Source organism: Mesorhizobium sp. WSM4810 (assembly GCF_055811235.1).
Genome location: NZ_JBVVQV010000034.1, coordinates 1 through 15,331 on the forward strand (window position 1 = coordinate 1; position 15,331 = coordinate 15,331).

Annotated in this window: 15 protein-coding genes; 5 read left to right on the plus strand and 10 right to left on the minus strand. The window is 61.9% G+C overall.

Going from position 1 to position 15,331, the window contains the following annotated elements; all coding sequences use genetic code 11:
• Positions 1 to 166: 166 nt before the first annotated feature.
• The 10 genes from recF to AC0L3O_RS31045 all read right to left on the minus strand — a co-directional run bounded on the left by recF (position 167) and on the right by AC0L3O_RS31045 (position 10,782).
• A complete protein-coding gene (gene recF, locus AC0L3O_RS31000; protein ID WP_473617534.1) occupies positions 167 to 1,321 on the minus strand; it encodes a DNA replication/repair protein RecF in 1,155 nt (384 codons plus the stop codon).
• 129 nt (positions 1,322 to 1,450) lie between these two features.
• Complete coding sequence (dnaN, locus tag AC0L3O_RS31005; protein ID WP_023802134.1) at positions 1,451 to 2,569, minus strand: DNA polymerase III subunit beta; 1,119 nt, start codon at positions 2,567 to 2,569, stop codon at positions 1,451 to 1,453.
• 323 nt (positions 2,570 to 2,892) lie between these two features.
• Positions 2,893 to 4,365: a chromosomal replication initiator protein DnaA gene (gene dnaA / locus AC0L3O_RS31010; RefSeq protein ID WP_023802135.1), complete on the minus strand. Its 1,473-nt coding sequence runs from the start codon at positions 4,363 to 4,365 to the stop codon at positions 2,893 to 2,895.
• 935 nt (positions 4,366 to 5,300) lie between these two features.
• On the minus strand, positions 5,301 to 5,567 hold the full coding sequence (gene rpsT / locus AC0L3O_RS31015) for a 30S ribosomal protein S20 (RefSeq protein ID WP_023802137.1): 267 nt from the start codon (positions 5,565 to 5,567) through the stop codon (positions 5,301 to 5,303).
• A 204-nt stretch (positions 5,568 to 5,771) separates the two neighbouring features.
• Positions 5,772 to 6,545, minus strand: a complete 774-nt coding sequence (locus tag AC0L3O_RS31020) for an enoyl-CoA hydratase (protein WP_091599972.1) — start codon at positions 6,543 to 6,545, stop codon at positions 5,772 to 5,774.
• 81 nt (positions 6,546 to 6,626) lie between these two features.
• On the minus strand, positions 6,627 to 7,535 hold the full coding sequence (gene mutM, locus AC0L3O_RS31025; protein WP_473617536.1) for a bifunctional DNA-formamidopyrimidine glycosylase/DNA-(apurinic or apyrimidinic site) lyase: 909 nt from the start codon (positions 7,533 to 7,535) through the stop codon (positions 6,627 to 6,629).
• A complete protein-coding gene (locus tag AC0L3O_RS31030) occupies positions 7,528 to 8,760 on the minus strand; it encodes a phosphopentomutase (protein WP_473535835.1) in 1,233 nt (410 codons plus the stop codon). Before AC0L3O_RS31030 ends, mutM begins: the two co-directional genes overlap by 8 nt.
• 233 nt (positions 8,761 to 8,993) lie before the next feature.
• Positions 8,994 to 9,614, minus strand: a complete 621-nt coding sequence (locus AC0L3O_RS31035; protein ID WP_473535834.1) for a TadE/TadG family type IV pilus assembly protein — start codon at positions 9,612 to 9,614, stop codon at positions 8,994 to 8,996.
• 35 nt (positions 9,615 to 9,649) lie between these two features.
• Entirely contained in the window at positions 9,650 to 10,207 is a 558-nt protein-coding gene (locus AC0L3O_RS31040; protein WP_473617537.1) for a TadE/TadG family type IV pilus assembly protein, read from the minus strand.
• A 152-nt stretch (positions 10,208 to 10,359) separates the two neighbouring features.
• Positions 10,360 to 10,782, minus strand: a complete 423-nt coding sequence (locus tag AC0L3O_RS31045) for a pilus assembly protein N-terminal domain-containing protein (RefSeq protein WP_236379134.1) — start codon at positions 10,780 to 10,782, stop codon at positions 10,360 to 10,362.
• Between the two features lie 367 nt (positions 10,783 to 11,149).
• On the opposite strand from AC0L3O_RS31045, the gene AC0L3O_RS31050 reads away from it, so the two are divergent.
• From AC0L3O_RS31050 to AC0L3O_RS31070, 5 genes are all read left to right on the plus strand, one after another.
• Entirely contained in the window at positions 11,150 to 11,347 is a 198-nt protein-coding gene (locus AC0L3O_RS31050; protein WP_287234998.1) for a Flp family type IVb pilin, read from the plus strand.
• A gap of 155 nt (positions 11,348 to 11,502) precedes the next feature.
• Positions 11,503 to 12,021, plus strand: coding sequence for an A24 family peptidase (locus tag AC0L3O_RS31055; RefSeq protein WP_473535832.1), 519 nt, complete (start codon positions 11,503 to 11,505; stop codon positions 12,019 to 12,021).
• A 209-nt stretch (positions 12,022 to 12,230) separates the two neighbouring features.
• The gene (gene cpaB / locus AC0L3O_RS31060) at positions 12,231 to 13,043 is read left to right on the plus strand and encodes a Flp pilus assembly protein CpaB (protein ID WP_023802146.1); all 813 of its coding nucleotides are present in this window, start codon (positions 12,231 to 12,233) and stop codon (positions 13,041 to 13,043) included.
• Entirely contained in the window at positions 13,040 to 14,557 is a 1,518-nt protein-coding gene (locus tag AC0L3O_RS31065; RefSeq protein WP_473535831.1) for a type II and III secretion system protein family protein, read from the plus strand. Before cpaB ends, AC0L3O_RS31065 begins: the two co-directional genes overlap by 4 nt.
• Positions 14,558 to 14,571: 14 nt before the next feature.
• On the plus strand, positions 14,572 to 15,300 hold the full coding sequence (locus AC0L3O_RS31070; RefSeq protein WP_473535830.1) for a CpaD family pilus assembly protein: 729 nt from the start codon (positions 14,572 to 14,574) through the stop codon (positions 15,298 to 15,300).
• The last annotated feature ends 31 nt before the right edge of the window (positions 15,301 to 15,331 follow it).

Here is a 15,331-nt window from a genome sequence, read left to right on the forward strand (position 1 = left end):
TGAATAGTGAATAGTGAATAGTGAATAGTGAATAGTGAATAGTGAATAGTGAATAGTGAATAGTGAATAGTGAATAGCGACCACTCAGTAGTGATTAGTGATTAGTGATTAGTGAAATAATGGCGCTCTCACCACCCTTCACCCTTCACCCTTCACCCTTCACCATTCACCGAACCGTGCCATGATCGACGGTCAAAAACTGCGCGCGTCCGTCGAGACTGGAAAACAGCGCCGCATCGGTCCCGGTCATGAAAGCCTGGCAATTCAGCTCTTCGAGGATCGAGAACAGCGCGGCGCGTCGGCCCGCGTCGAGATGGGCGGCGATTTCGTCGAGCAGCAGGATCGGCGTCATGCCAGACATCTCGCCGGTCAGCCGGGCGTGCGACAGGACCATGCCGACCAGCAGCGCCTTCTGCTCGCCCGTCGAACAGAGTTCGGCCGGCATCGCCTTGGGCCGGTGCCGCACCACGAGGTCCGACCGGTGCGGGCCGTCGAGCGTGCGCCCGGCGGCGCGGTCGCGATCGCGAGCTTCGGCAAGCGCGCGGCGGAACCGCTCCTCGACATCGACAGCCGCGCTGGTTGTGACCTCGCTTTCCAGCGAGCCGGACAGGCCGATGTCGGCTTGCGGAAATGGACCGGAGCTTGGCAGCCTGTCGATCATGGCGGTGAGCAGGCGCACCAGTTCGGCACGCGCCGCGGCAATCGCCACACCGGTTTCGGCCATTTGCGTCTCGATCGCATCGAACCAGGCGCCATCGCGCGAGCCTTCGGCGAGCAGTCGATTGCGGCCGCGCATCGCTTTTTCGTAGTCGAGCGCGCGCTGGCCGTGGCCCGGATCGATCGCCAGCACCTGCCGGTCGAGAAAGCGCCGCCGATCTGCGGCCGGCCCGGTGAACAATGCATCCATCGCCGGTGTCAGCCAGACGACGCGCAACCATTCCAGCATGTCCTCCGCCGAGCGCGCCGCCGCTCCGTTGATCCGCACCCGCCGGCCGCCTTCGGCGGCGTCGCCGCCCGCGATGCCGGTGCCGATCTCGGCCGGGCCGACCGGCCCATCGAGCCGGGCATGAATGGCAAAGCCGCCGTCGCCGCCTTCGCGCGCCACGTCGGCATAAGGCGCACGGCGCAGGCCGCGCCCCGGCGTCAACAGGGAAATCGCCTCCAGCAGATTGGTTTTGCCGGCACCATTGTCACCGGAAAAAACCACCGGGCCGGGATCGAGATCGATCGAAAGTGTTGTGTAATTGCGGAAATTGGTAAGCGAAAGCTTACTTATATGAGTCTGCTGATCGCGCTCAGGCTGCTTCGCAACTCCGGTCATGACAGCAAGATGGCCTCGTTCGGGCCTAAAGCGCGCCGCGTTTGACCGGCCTCATGGGACGCGCTTTAGGTTTGTTGTTTTATGCATGTCGTTATCGCAAAACCGCTGCACACTTTTGCGCGACATGCATCAGACCCGCATCGGCATCAGCACGTAGAGGGTGGTTTCGTCGGCCATGTCGTGGATCAGCGTTGGCGAGCCGGCATCCGCCAGCATGAATTTTGCCTCGGTGCCGGTCAACTGGGCGGCGACGTCGAGCAGATATTTGGCGTTGAAGCCGATTTCGATCGCGTCGGACGAATAATCCGCGGCCAGTTCCTCGGTGGCGCTGCCCGAATCCGGATTGTTGACTGCAAGCGTGACCTGGCCTTCTCCAATCGAAAGCTTCACCGCCCGGCCGCGTTCGGACGAAATGGTCGAGACGCGGTCGACGGCGGCGGCGAAACTCTGGCGGTCGATGATCAGCTTCTTGTCGTTGCCGGTCGGGATCACCCGCTGATAGTCCGGGAAGGTGCCGTCGATCAGCTTCGAGGTCAAAACGACGCTGCCGATGGTGAAACGGATCTTGGTGTCGGACAATTCGGTGGTCACCGCGATATCAGGGTCGTCGACGAGCTTTTGCAATTCGCTCACCGTCTTGCGCGGAATGATGATGCCCGGCATCCCTTCCGATCCTGCCGGCGCGTCGATCTCGGCGCGCGCCAGCCGATGGCCGTCGGTCGCTACCGAGCGCAGCTTCAGCTTGCCGTCGGCGTCATGCGTGTGCAGGTAGATGCCGTTCAGGTAATAGCGCGTCTCTTCGGTGGAGATGGCGAATTGGGTCTTCTCGATCAGGCCCTTGAGCGCGACCGAATCGAGCCGGAAGATATGCGAGAACGATCCGGCCGAAAGCTCCGGGAAATCGGATTGCGGCAGGCACTGCAGGCGGAAGCTCGAGCGGCCCGAGGTCACCGTCATGGCGTTGCCGTCCTCGTCGGTCTTCAGCATGACCTCCGCGCCGTCGGCGAGCTTGCGCACGATGTCGTAGAGCAGGTGCGCCGGGACCGTCGTCGCGCCGCCGCGCTCGACCTTGGCGGGCGTGGCTTCGGTCACCTCCAGGTCGAGGTCGGTCGCCTTCATTTCAAGGGTGGCGCCTTCGGCGCTCAGCAGCACGTTCGACAGGATCGGTATAGTGTTGCGCCGTTCGACCACGCGATGAACGTGGTTGAGCGACTTCAGGAGATTTGACCGTTCCAGGATAACACGCATGACGAAACAGGCTCGCTTGAATGAATGAGCGGGTCTCCGGCAAGCGGCAACCCGCGAAAGGTCTGAACAGGCTCAGAATCTGCACAAACTGACAGGAAAAAACCCGTGAACGCAAGCCCGTGCTGACGGTTCGGGCCGGTTACGCGGGCTTTCTTGGGTTAAAACCGGCGAAGCCCGCAAGCCATGCCTGTCGCCCAAAAGCATGCCCTCGGGTCAGGCCCGAGAGTGTGCATGGGCTTTGCGGCAACGACGTGCATAAAGACAGAGATTTCAAGCGCGTTGCAGCCATCCAGACGCGACACGCTTCTGTTTTTTCGGGCCGGTCAGGCCTGGTCGTTGATCAGTCTTCTCAGCAATTCGAGCTCCTGCGCCAGCGTGTTGTCGACGCCTGAAAGATCCTCGATCTTGCGCACGGCGTGCAGCACCGTCGTATGGTCGCGGCCACCGAAACGCCGCCCGATCTCCGGCAAGGAGCGCGGTGTCATCACCTTCGACAGGTACATCGCGACTTGCCGCGGCTTGACGATGGTGCGGGTGCGCCGGTTGGACAGAAGTTCCGTCTTCGACACATTGTAGTGGCGCGCGACGATGCGCTGGATGTCCTCGATGCGCACCCGCTTCGGCTCGCCCGAACGATAGATGTGGCCGAGGATCTCATCGATGCGGTCGATGGTGATCTGCGGTTCGAACGACTGGCGGAACAGAAGCTGGTTGAACGCACCTTCGAGTTCACGCCCGCTGCCGGTCACCGTGCGGGCGACATGGTTGAGGATCTCCTCCGAGATGTCGAGCGATTGATCGTCGGCCTTGGCGGTGGCAAGGCGCAGCTTGAGCATGCCGATCCGCATGGCGAAATCCGGCGCCGACATTTCGAGCGCGACGCCGCCGTTGAGGCGCGAGCGGACGCGGGGCTCCAGTGATTCCAGTTCCGACGGCGGCCGGTCGGCGGCGACCACCACCTGCTTGGCGCTGTCGAGCAGCATGTTGATCAGATGGCAGAATTCATGCTGGATCGACTTGCCCTGCAGGAACTGCATGTCGTCGATGATGAGGAGGTCGATGTCGCGCAACTGTTCCTTCAGCGTCAGCGCGTTGTTATCGCGGATCGCGGTGGCAAACCGCCACATGAAATATTCGGCCGTGAGATAGACGACGCGCGACTTCGGATTCTGCTTCAGCGATTCCGCCGCGATCGCCTGCAGCAGGTGCGTCTTGCCCAGCCCCACCGTCGCGTGCAGAAACAGCGGATTGAAGCGCACCGCGCTCGACTGCGATTCCGCCACCGCCTTGGCGGCGGCGAAGGCCACCCGGTTCGACGGTCCTTCGATGAAGGAGCCGAACGTGTAGCGCGGGTCAAGCGGCGAACCGAGCACATTGTGCCGGAACTCGGTCTCGGCAGGCATTCCCGGGCGAGGTGCCGGTACCCGCTCCACCCTGCCGGGGGCCGCTGTTCCCGCGGCCAGCGCCGTTTGCGCTTGCCTGGTCATCTTGCGCGCCGGGGCCACTTCGGGCTCGACGCCGTTGCGCCCCGGGCGGGTAGCGGTGCGCACGACGATCTCGATCTTGAGGATTTCAGGATCCTCGTGTTTCCACAGCTCGGCGATGAGGTCGAGGTAGTGGCCGTTGATCCACGAGCGCAGGAAGGCGGTGGGCACCGAGATGCGGACAATGCCCCGGGACGCCTCGGCGACCTTCATGCGCCCGAACCAGCTCGAATAGACTTCGGTTCCCAGACGCGCCTTCAACTGGGCCTTGACCCGGTCGAACTTTTGTTCCGCGTCGATGGAAGCCGACATAGCGTCCCCTCCGGTTAAGGTCCCAGGGAATGGGAGGTCGCCCGTAAGCTCCCTTTCGATGCCGCTCTGCATGATCGAGTTCCTTGTCCTTTTGTACCTTTTTCCGCCGGGAATGCGCCTCCTGCATCCATGTTTCCGGCGACCGTGTCCTCACAGCGACACCATCGCCGCCGCCGGCAGCTGATGTCGCCTCATTGTCGGGGAACCGGCGCCGGCTCCTCGGAGCCAGCCCGCTTTGGTCATGTCAGGGCAATGCAATTCCGCCCGGCGAAACGCCGGCGCGTCATTGATCTGCCATGTACAATTACGCCATTCCCCTACCGTATCGAAAAGGCAAACCAAACCCGTACGCGGAGATGATCCGCGTCATGAATTCTGCCACTTTTTTGCTGGCCGATTCAGGCTGGGTTAAGGGCCAACGGCCCGTCCCTCTCGATAGACAGACCTTAGCGAAATCGCTGTGGATAGGGCAAGGCCACGACTAACGGATTTTTAAGGAATGTGGTTAGCGCAAACGGGTTCGGAGCCTGCGTTGCACTGGCTTGTTTTGACAAACCCATTGTGATTCAAACCCTTTTCCGGCGAATGTGAAAAAGGCCGCGTCGCGCGAAATTTTATCAAATAATTTTCTTGACAGGCAATTGTCCCCCATCCCTCGCACCCGATGTGAACAAGCTGTGGATGACCGTCCGCAACCGTTTGAAAAATAAAGGTCATTTTCGACAGTTGATATTTTCGCCGTGAACGCTTTCAGCGGCTGCGCCTGTCAGCCGGCATGTATATGCCGGCAAAGCAATTCGAACTTCGAAATCGTGCGGGGTGTTGCTTGCGGGCTTTCTTTTTAAGTACTTGCCGGCAAACGAAAAAACCCGGCACGAGCGGCCGGGTCTGAAAAGGACAAGTTTAGTAAAGGTATATCAGCCCGGATATCCGGGTTAGGCCGACAACACCTTGAGGCGCTGGGCCAGGCGCGACACCTTGCGGGATGCCGTATTCTTGTGCACCACGCCCTTGCTCGCGGCGCGCATCAATTCCGGCTCAGCCACCTTGAAAGCAGCCTGGGCGGCCGCCTTGTCGCCCGAGGCGAGCGCCTCTTCGACCTGGCGGATGTAGGTCCGCACGCGCGAGCGGCGGTTCTTGTTGATCGCCGTGCGGCGGGCGATCTTGCGCGTTGCCTTTTTGGCCGAGGAGGTATTGGCCATGATGCCTCTCTTCTGATCTGGTGGGCGCATGCGGGATGCCGCAAGGCGCAAAAAACAAACGGGCAGCCACAGGGCCGCCTCGGTTGGTGCGGCTTATAGTTCAGCTTTTCCGGCGCGTCAACGCTGCTTCGCCTTCTTTTTGGGCCGCTGCTGTCGCTCGCTCCCGGCTGATGTCGTCCCCATCTACCAGTTCGATAAATTTGGCTACCTGTTCGAGAAATTTGGCTTCCGCTTCTCGACAAAGGCCGCCATGCCTTCCTTCTGGTCATCGAGCGCAAACAGTGAGTGAAACAGCCGGCGCTCGAACCGCAGCCCCTCGGCCAGTGTCGTTTCATAGGCGCGGTTGACGGCCTCTTTCGCCATCATCACCGACGGCAGCGAAAAATCGGCTATCTTGGCCGCCGCCTTCAACGCCTCCTCGAGCAATTCGCCGGCGGGCACGACACGCGACACCAGGCCGCAACGCTCGGCTTCCGCCGCATCCATCATCCGTCCGGTCAGGCACATGTCCATCGCCTTCGACTTGCCGACGAAACGGGTCAGGCGCTGCGATCCGCCCATGCCCGGCATGACGCCGAGCGTGATCTCGGGCTGGCCGAACCTGGCGTTGTCGGCGGCGATGATGAAATCGCACATCATCGCCAGTTCGCAGCCGCCGCCGAGCGCATAGCCGGCCACCGCCGCGATGACAGGCTTGCGCGCCCGGGTGAGCTCTTCCCAGCCGATAAAGAAATCCTGCACATAGGCGTCGACAAAAGAGATCGCCTGCATTTCCTTGATGTCGGCACCTGCCGCGAAGGCTTTTTCGGAGCCGGTGATGACCATCGCGCCGATGTCGGCATTCGCGCAGAAGCCGTTCACGGCCGCGACCACGTCCGCCAGGACCTGCGAGTTCAGCGCATTGAGCGCCTTCGGCCGGTTCAGCGTGATCAGCCCGACCTTGCCGCGGGTTTCGACGATAATCGTTTCATAGGCCATGACTGTATCTCCTCACTCGGTCATCTCCTTGCATCAGGCGTCCAACTCACACCCGGCACCTGGCTTACACCCCCACCTAAGTCACAACTGACAGGTCCGGCAATAGAAGGTGGAACGCCCGCTTTGCACGATGCGTTCTATATGGCCGCTGCAGCCGTGCTTGGAGCAGGGCTCGCCCTCGCGATCATAGACGGCGAACGAATGCTGGAAATAGCCCAGGGACCCGTCGGTCTGCACGTAGTCGCGCAGCGACGATCCACCGGCGGCGATCGCATCGGCGATCACTTCGCGGATTGCTTCGGCCAGGGCGTCGCGCTGCTGTTTGGCCTTCTTTCCAGGCTTTGCGATGGTGCCCGCCTCGCGCAACGGCGACAGGCCGGCGCGCCACAGCGCCTCCGACACATAGATATTGCCGAGCCCGGCGATCAGCCGCTGATCGAGAAGTGCTGCCTTTAGCGGCGACTTCCGGCCTTTCAGCAGCGAGGCGAGCAGCTCGCCGTCCAACGCATTGCCTGTCGGCTCGACGCCAAGCCCCGCCAGCATCGGATGCGTGTCAGGCGTCCCTTCGGAAAACAGCATGAAGCCGAAACGGCGCGGATCGTTGAAGGTCACCCGGGACCGGGCGCCTTGGGGAGAGACGATATGGAAGACGACATGGTCGTGCGCCGCGCTCTTCGGGCGCTCGTGATAAAACGCGCCCAACATTTCGTTGCTGTCGGGTATTTCGCCGCCATCGGAGGTTTCGATGCGGAACGAACCCGACATGCCGAGATGGCAGATCAGCACCGGACCGCCTTCCAGGTGCATCGTCAGGTATTTGGCCCGGCGGCCGAGCGCCGTAATCGTCTTGCCGGTCAGCCTCTCCAAAAATTTCTCGGGAAACGGAAAGCGCAGGTCGGGCCGGCGCGCCTCGACACGGGCGATGCGGGCACCTTCCAGAACCGGCTGCAGGCCCCGCCGCACCGTTTCGACCTCAGGCAACTCAGGCATGGCCGCCTATCGCTGTGTAGAAGGAGGTGCCGTGACGGCCGCGTGCCAACCCAAGATGTTCGGCGACGGTTTCACCGATGTCGGCGAACGTCGCTCTCAACCCGATGTCGCCACCAAAGCCTGGTCCGGTGCCGATCACCGGAATGCGTTCGCGCGTATGATCGGTACCGTGCCAGGTCGGGTCGTTGCCATGGTCGGCCGTCAGGATGAGAAGGTCGCCTTCCCTGAGCCGTGCAAGCGCCTCCGGCAGCCGCCGGTCGAAGGCCTCGAGCGCGGCGGCATAGCCGGCAACGTCGCGCCGATGGCCGAACTCGGTGTCGAAATCGACGAAATTGGCGAAGACGAGATCGCCGTCGCCTGCGTTATCCATCGCGCCGAGCGCCTTGTCGAACATCGCCATGTTGCCGGCGGCCTTGCGGACTTCCGAAATGCCGCGATGCGCGAAGATGTCGCCGATCTTGCCGACAGCGATGACCCGGCTGCCGCGCGCCGTCAGCCGGTCGAGCAGGGTCGGTTCGGGCGGCGGCACCGAATAGTCCCGGCGGTTGTGCGTCCGTTCGAAGCTGGCGCCAGTTTCCCCAATGAAAGGCCGCGCGATCACCCGTCCGATGTTCAGCGGATCGACCAGCCTGCGCACCACCTTGCAGAATTCGTAGAGCCGCTCCAGGCCGAAGTGAACTTCATGCGCGGCGATCTGCAGGACGGAGTCGACCGACGTGTAGCAGATCGGCTTGCCGGTGCGGACATGCTCCTCGCCGTACCGCTCGATGATCTCGGTGCCCGGAGCATGGCAATTGCCGAGAATGCCCGGCACCTCTCCTTCGCGAATGATCGCTTCGGTCAGGTCGGCTGGAAAGGCGGGAACCGTGTCCGGGAAATAGCCCCAGTCGAAGCGGACCGGCAAGGCGGCGATTTCCCAATGGCCTGACGGCGTGTCCTTGCCGCTGGAAATCTCCTGCGCCGCGCCGTGGAAGGCGGAGGCAAGCAGGCCGCCGCTGTCGAAGCAGAATCCTGTCGCGGTTTTCGCCGCGTGCGCCAGGCCGAGCGAGAGCATGTTGGGCACGAAAAGCGGGCCTTTGCGCAGCCCCTCGCGATCCGCCCGGCCTTCCGCGCAGGCTCGAGCGATGTGTCCGAACGTGTTGGAACCGGTGTCGCCATAGCGCTCGGCGTCGGCCGCGCCGCCGATGCCGAAGGAATCGAGAACAAAAAGGAAGGCGCGCGCCATGCAGGGGATCATTATTATCGTTTGTCTGTCAGCCCAGACATAGGCGGCCGCGCCGCCATTGGCAATTCGGAACCAGACGGCTGTGTGCTCGTCCGGGCGCGATGGTAGAATTGTCGCCGGCATCGGCGTGGATCGACGAAAACGAGAGGGAACTCACATGCGACATGCAAGGCATCCGCGGCTATCGTGCGCCTGGTGTCAGGCCGATAGCAATGGCGATCGGGCGCCGTCGTTCAGCAGGTGTCGCAGGTAATCGTCGGGCTCCTGCGGGGCCTGAGATAATAAGTTTCGCCCATCGATATCGAGTTGAAAGCCGAACTGAAGCCAAGCCGCTTTTCACTATCCGCCGACCAGGTGATGATCGGCTCGTATGCCAGATTGCTTTCGACGCGAACGAGAAACGTGCCCTTGACCTCGAGCTGCGGTGCAACCGTGGTGACGGAGTTCTTGGCGGCGCCGGCGCTGAAGGCATCGCCGACCATCTTGCGTGACCAAGCGACCAGCACCCGCGGCGTCGGCTGGTTCGTGACCTCTATTGCGGTGATGGTGATTTCCGGGGTCGATCGGTTGTACGGCTGAAGGGTGGAGTTGCCGATCTGCATGATCGCATCGAGTTCGGCCGGCGTGACGGTCTGCTGCTGGGTGACGAGATCCGCCACCATGCTGCCGATGCGACTGACCTTCTTGTTGGTCTCGATGGCTTGCGAGGCTTCCATGGTCAAGAAGTACATCATCAGCAGGACGGGCACGATGAAGGCAAACTCAACCGCCGCGACACCGCGGCGATCACGGCAGAACCGTATGGCTTTCGCGCAGATCCCAGCGGTCCTCATATGTGCCCCCGCACGCCCCATGCTATCGTCCTTTTCCCACGCAGCGGTTTGCATTTTCAGTCGTCGAACGGCTCGTTCTTCCAGGTCATCGATGCGAAATGCAGCGTGTTGCCGTCTTTCAGATTGGCCATCGACTTGGCCATGAAATCGGTCATGACGGGCCATTTGTAAAAAACCCGCAGCATGTTTATCGATTCAGCCAAGCCCGGGGATACCGTAAAAGTCGAGGGGGTCGTCCCGGTCAAGGCGATTTCGCCGTCTTGGATATTGAAGCCCGCCTGGGCCGCAGCGGCGAAGCTCGGATACCCGCGCAGATCCACTTCCAATCCCGGGCAGTCCTTGACGACCATGATCTCCAGCCGGCTGCAGATCATGGACTTCAGCGTCGCCTCGGTCACGTTGGCCTGCCTTATCTGGCCAGTCCGCAGCTGGCGCGCGACATCGTCGGTGATATTGGCCATCACCTCTTGCCCGGCAAATGAAATGCAGCTCTCCAGTATGGCAAAGACGAGGGGCGCAAATGGCACCGCAAGCATCGCGAACTCCAAAGCGGTGCTGCCGCGCCGGTCGCCAACGAAGCGCGCCGAAAAGCCTGATCGTCCTGCTTTGCTCATGTCCCGTGCCTGCCGATCCCTTAGGGGTGTCGGAGCAACATTAGCGCAAACCCATTGAAGTGCGGTTTGGATGATCGTTAAATTCGGCTGGAGGGTTTTAACAGGCCGATAACCGAAGCGGCTTTTTCAGCGAGACGAAACGGTCGGGTCGCTTACTGGCCGGCGCTCATCTCGGCTTCCGAGGCCTTTTCCGCCTCGCTTTTATATGAGCTTTCGCAATACGGCGTGCACGACATGGTCTGTATTTCGGCGCGTCGATAGATGCGCACCGAGGACGCGTCCTGTCGCACGACGGTGATCTGCTCGTCGACGATCGGACGGCCCTCCTGATCGAGGACGACGAGATTGGTGACGCCGAAGCCCTTGCCCGTCAGCACGATCGTCGAAGCATCCTGCACCGAGGCGTCGGCGATCGCCGGATTGCCGACGACGATCGTATCGGCAGCGCGCGACAATTTGACGATCTTCGCCTGGTTCATGGTGACCTCGATGCCGGCGCCGGCCTTGGCCGTCACCACGAAGGCGGTGGCGGCAAGCAGCGCGGCAATTGGAAAGGACGATCTCGGCCCGGTCATTGAAGCGCTCCACGGCGGCAATTTGCTCAACGGAACATGAACGAGATTGGTGAAGCAAGGGTTAAGCGGAGGGGAGCCGTGATGATGTCGGGCTCGGCCCTTTGATCGCCTGGAGCTGGGATCGCCAGGAGCGGCCCGCCCCTTTCTCAGGCCGCTAAATTGCGCCTTTCGCAGCCTGCTGCGCCTGTCGGGTCCATAGGCGTCACTTAGTCTACGGTTAACCACGCAATGTCATCGAAGCCGGAAAGGAATCGGTAAGGCTGTTTATTAAGCCGATTGAAAGAGCTTCTCGATAGATTGGCAGTATCCGATCAGCCAACAGAGAAGTTGACGGAATTGCTGTAACACCTGGAGTAGGAGCTCTCGAATGTCTAATCTCATTGCACGTTTTGTGAAGGACGAATCCGGCGCGACCGCCATCGAATACGGTCTGATCGCCGCTCTCATCGCGCTCGCCATCATGGTCGGCGCCGGCCAGCTCGGCACTGCCCTGGACACCAAGTTCAAGGCTATCGGAACCGCGGTGACCAACGCCCCCAACGCCCCCGCCACCCCAACCCCCTAAGGCAGCTAACGGCGCTCAGCTGTTTCCAGATAGGGCCGCCGCACTGGCGGCCCTTATCCATTCATGCCGCATGATTTGAATTTTCGGCCTCATCAATCGTTAATCGGACATGCCTAGGCTGAGACCAGCACAGTTCGACCACAGGCGCCACGCCCATGCTTGAAGCCCTGATCTTCGTTGTCTTTCCGTTCTGCATGCTTTTCGCCGCGATCTCCGACATGCTGTCGATGACGATCGCCAATCGCGTGCCGGTGCTGCTTGTCGCCGTCTTCGCCCTGGTCGCGCCGCTGACCGGCATGGACTGGGCAAGCTATGGCTGGCATTTTGCCGCCGGCGGCCTGGTCCTCGCCGTGACCTTCGGGCTGTTCGCGCTCGGCGGCATGGGCGGCGGCGACGCCAAGCTGCTGGCCGCCAGCGCCGTCTGGATGGGGCTGAACATCCACCTCGTCGAATACCTCCTGGTCTCGACCGTCCTCGGCGGCCTGCTGACGCTCGCCATCCTCGTCTATCGGAAATCACCGCTTGCGGCCGTTACCAGCCATAGCCGGTTTTTACGCCATTTCGCCGACGAGACATCAGGCGTTCCCTATGGCATTGCGCTTGGCATTGGCGGCCTGCTCACCTTTCCGGCTTCGCCGTTGATGGCATGGGCGCTCGCAAGCCTGGCAGGCTGATTCTTCCCGCGTCAGGCCAGCCTACCACATTCGATTTGGCGTTGGAGCAGGCGGCTTGGCCGCCTTTATTGCTGGCCGGACCGGATGCTTCAAACTTATATAAACCTTAAATTAATCACGATCGTAAGTATTAAATTAACCTTGTTTTGACGATTGCCGCTGCAAGGTCCGGCTTGGCTAGGTTGTTTGCCAAGGCGAGGTTCGGACAGATGCCAGCATCCCGACTGATCATTCTAGGCGTGGCGGTGGCCGCGGCGGGTGGCGCAGGATATGTCGCAAAAAACATGGTGGCGGCGCCGCCGCCTCAAATTGTCGATTCCGGCCCCGAGGCGCCGGCAATCGCGTTGCAGGACGTGCTTGTCCTGTCGGGCGACGTTCCGATGGGCAGTCCGCTGGAGAACAACATCAGTTGGCAGTCCTGGCCGGCCGACGGCATCAACGCGAATTTCATAACCCGCGCCGCGGAGCCCGATGCGTTGGAGAAGCTGAAAGGCGGCGTCGCCCGTGTGGCGATGTATGCCGGTGAGCCGTTGCGGCGCTCCAAGCTGATCGGCGAGGGACAGAGCTTCATGTCGTCGATCCTGCCCTCCGGCATGCGGGCCGTCGCCACAGCCGTATCGGCCGACACGTCGGCCGGCGGCTTCATTCTTCCCAACGATTTCGTCGACGTCATCATGACCCGCAGAGCCGATCCGGCGGCCGGCGGCAGCGGTTTTACCACCGAGACCATCCTCAAGAACATTCGCGTCCTGGCGATCGACCAGACCATCCAGGAGGACGAGGAAGGCAAGCGGACCAGGGTCGGCCAGACCGCCACCCTGGAACTGACACCGCAGCAGGCGGAAATCATCACCGTCGCCCAGCAGATGGCGGATCGCCTGACGTTGGCGCTGCGGTCGATCACCGACACCCAGGAGAAGAACCTGGGCGAGGCCGACTATCTCGTTTCCGGCAATGGCCGGCGCGGGACAGTGCGCCTGATCAAGTCGGGCGAAGTTTCAGAAGTGGGAGCAAGGCAATGAGGTTAAACGCTCCGGTCGCACTGGCTGCGGCAATCGGCCTGTTCCTGCTTGCATCGAATGCGCATGGCCCCCTCGAGGCGAATGCGGCAGGCGCCGAGGTGTCGGCTTCGACCGCCACCCAGCGCGTCAAGCTCGGTCTCAACAAGTCGGTGGTCATCGACCTGCCGAGCGATGCCTATGATATTCTCGTCGCCAACCCGGCTGTCGCCGATGCGGTGACCCGCACCGCGAGGCGCATCTATCTCTTCGGAAAGGCGGTCGGCGACACCAACATCTTCGTCTTCGGCCCTAATGGCGAACAGATCGTCAGCCTGGATCTGGCGGTCGAACGCGACGTCGCCGGACTGGAAGACTATATCAGGCGCTTCATACCGTCTTCGAGCATCACGGTCGAATTGCTGAACGACAACGTCGTCCTGACCGGAACCGTGGACACTCCGCTGGATGCCAAGCGCGCGGTCGATCTGGCCACCATCTTCGTGTCCGGCGGTGAAGCGACCACGGGGCAGTATTCGCAGACCGCCTCCGGCGGCTCGGCCGAAGCCGGTGTCGACATCGACAATCCGGATTCCGAGCGTCGCGTCAGCCAGATCGTCAACCTGCTGCAGATCATCGGCGACGACCAGGTGACGCTGAAAGTGACGGTGGCCGAGGTCAGCCGCTCGGTGATGAAGCAGCTCGGCGTCAACCTGATCGGCAGCGGCAGCAGCAACGGCATCAGTTGGGCCGCGGTAAGCGACAATTTCACCGGCCTGGGCAAGTCGCTGTCGAACTCTGGCCTGGCTATCGGCACCTCGACGCTCGACGCCTACATCAACGCCATGGAACAGTCAGGCGTCATGAAAACCCTGGCCGAGCCGACGTTGACGGCCGTATCCGGCGAGAAGGCGACCTTCAAGGTCGGCGGCGAGTACAATATGGTGACCGGCGTTTCCCAAGCTGTGTCCGACGATAACCAGACCGGTGTGAAGACGTATGACATCGAGAAGCTCGAATACGGCATTGGCCTGGAATTCCAGCCGGTGGTGCTGTCTCCCGGCCGCATCAGCCTGAAGGTCAGGACTTCGGTTTCCGAGCCGACGACGGAGGGATCGGTATCCTTGTCCGAGGGTGTAACCAGCCCCGGCACGAACGTCCTGTCGCTCCGCAAACGCTTGGCCGACACGACAGTGGAGCTGCCTTCCGGCGGCTCGATGATGATCGCCGGCCTGGTACGGGATGACATCAGGCAAGCCGTCAACGGCCTGCCCGGGCTGACCAAAATCCCGGTGCTTGGCACGCTGTTCCGCAGCCGTGACTTCGTCCGCAACGAGACCGAGCTGGTCATCATCATCACGCCCTATCTGGTCAAGCCAGTGACGCGCAACGCCCTTGCCAAGCCGGACGACAATTTCAACGCGGCCAGCGATGGCGCCGGCATGTTCCTTGGCCGTGTCAATCGCGTCTACGGCACCATGCAGACCGACAAGCCCAACGGCCGTTACCACGGCGTCGTCGGCTTCATCTACAAGTAAGCGGGGAAGCGGACATGTCTCAGTCAGCGTTGAAGCCAAGCACGATCACCGCAGCGACGCGGTCCGGCCGTTCGCGGATCTGCCGGCCGGTCCTGGCGATTGCGGTCGCGGCATTGTTGGCGGGCTGCGCCAACCGGGACAGCATCACGGTCGGCGCTGTTCCGGACGACTATCGCACCAACCATCCGATCGTCATTACGGAGAAAAACCAGAAGATCGACCTTCCGGTCGGCGCCGGCGATCGCGGCATGACCGGGTCCCAGCGCGACACGCTTCTCGGCTTCCTGGATGGCTATGACAAGAGCGCCGCTCCGACCCTGACGATCTCGATCCCGAGCGGTTCGGCCAACGAGATCGCCGCGACCGCGGCCGGTCGCGATTTCGCCAGGCTTGCGATTGCCAGCGGCATCAGCCGCAACCGGATCGTCATCACCACCTACCAGTCGGTTTCGGCCGAAGCGTCCGCCCCGATCCGCGTCGCCTATGTCTCGGTGAAGGCACAGACCGACAGGTGCGGACGCTGGCCCGAAGACCTGATGCAGACCTCGGAAAACAAGCACTATGCCGATTTCGGCTGCTCGTATCAGAACAATCTTGCCGCCCAGATCGCAAATCCGACCGATCTGCTCGGGCCGCGCAAGCAATCCGATATCGACGCGGAAAATCGCGGCGCGGTAGTCGACGTCTACCGCCAGAGAGGCATTTCGGACGAATTCCTCGGCAATTCGGAAGTCGAGTATTGAGCTCGAGCCGCCCAAGTCACGGGAAGACAAG

Coding starts and splice junctions, on each gene's coding strand:
- recF (WP_473617534.1), bottom strand. CDS start 1,321: ATGACCGGAGTTGCGAAGCAGCCTGAGCGCGATCAGCAGACTCATATA.
- dnaN (WP_023802134.1), bottom strand. CDS start 2,569: ATGCGTGTTATCCTGGAACGGTCAAATCTCCTGAAGTCGCTCAACCAC.
- dnaA (WP_023802135.1), bottom strand. CDS start 4,365: ATGTCGGCTTCCATCGACGCGGAACAAAAGTTCGACCGGGTCAAGGCC.
- rpsT (WP_023802137.1), bottom strand. CDS start 5,567: ATGGCCAATACCTCCTCGGCCAAAAAGGCAACGCGCAAGATCGCCCGC.
- AC0L3O_RS31020 (WP_091599972.1), bottom strand. CDS start 6,545: ATGGCCTATGAAACGATTATCGTCGAAACCCGCGGCAAGGTCGGGCTG.
- mutM (WP_473617536.1), bottom strand. CDS start 7,535: ATGCCTGAGTTGCCTGAGGTCGAAACGGTGCGGCGGGGCCTGCAGCCG.
- AC0L3O_RS31030 (WP_473535835.1), bottom strand. CDS start 8,760: ATGGCGCGCGCCTTCCTTTTTGTTCTCGATTCCTTCGGCATCGGCGGC.
- AC0L3O_RS31035 (WP_473535834.1), bottom strand. CDS start 9,614: ATGGGGCGTGCGGGGGCACATATGAGGACCGCTGGGATCTGCGCGAAA.
- AC0L3O_RS31040 (WP_473617537.1), bottom strand. CDS start 10,207: ATGAGCAAAGCAGGACGATCAGGCTTTTCGGCGCGCTTCGTTGGCGAC.
- AC0L3O_RS31045 (WP_236379134.1), bottom strand. CDS start 10,782: ATGACCGGGCCGAGATCGTCCTTTCCAATTGCCGCGCTGCTTGCCGCC.
- AC0L3O_RS31050 (WP_287234998.1), top strand. CDS start 11,150: ATGTCTAATCTCATTGCACGTTTTGTGAAGGACGAATCCGGCGCGACC.
- AC0L3O_RS31055 (WP_473535832.1), top strand. CDS start 11,503: ATGCTTGAAGCCCTGATCTTCGTTGTCTTTCCGTTCTGCATGCTTTTC.
- cpaB (WP_023802146.1), top strand. CDS start 12,231: ATGCCAGCATCCCGACTGATCATTCTAGGCGTGGCGGTGGCCGCGGCG.
- AC0L3O_RS31065 (WP_473535831.1), top strand. CDS start 13,040: ATGAGGTTAAACGCTCCGGTCGCACTGGCTGCGGCAATCGGCCTGTTC.
- AC0L3O_RS31070 (WP_473535830.1), top strand. CDS start 14,572: ATGTCTCAGTCAGCGTTGAAGCCAAGCACGATCACCGCAGCGACGCGG.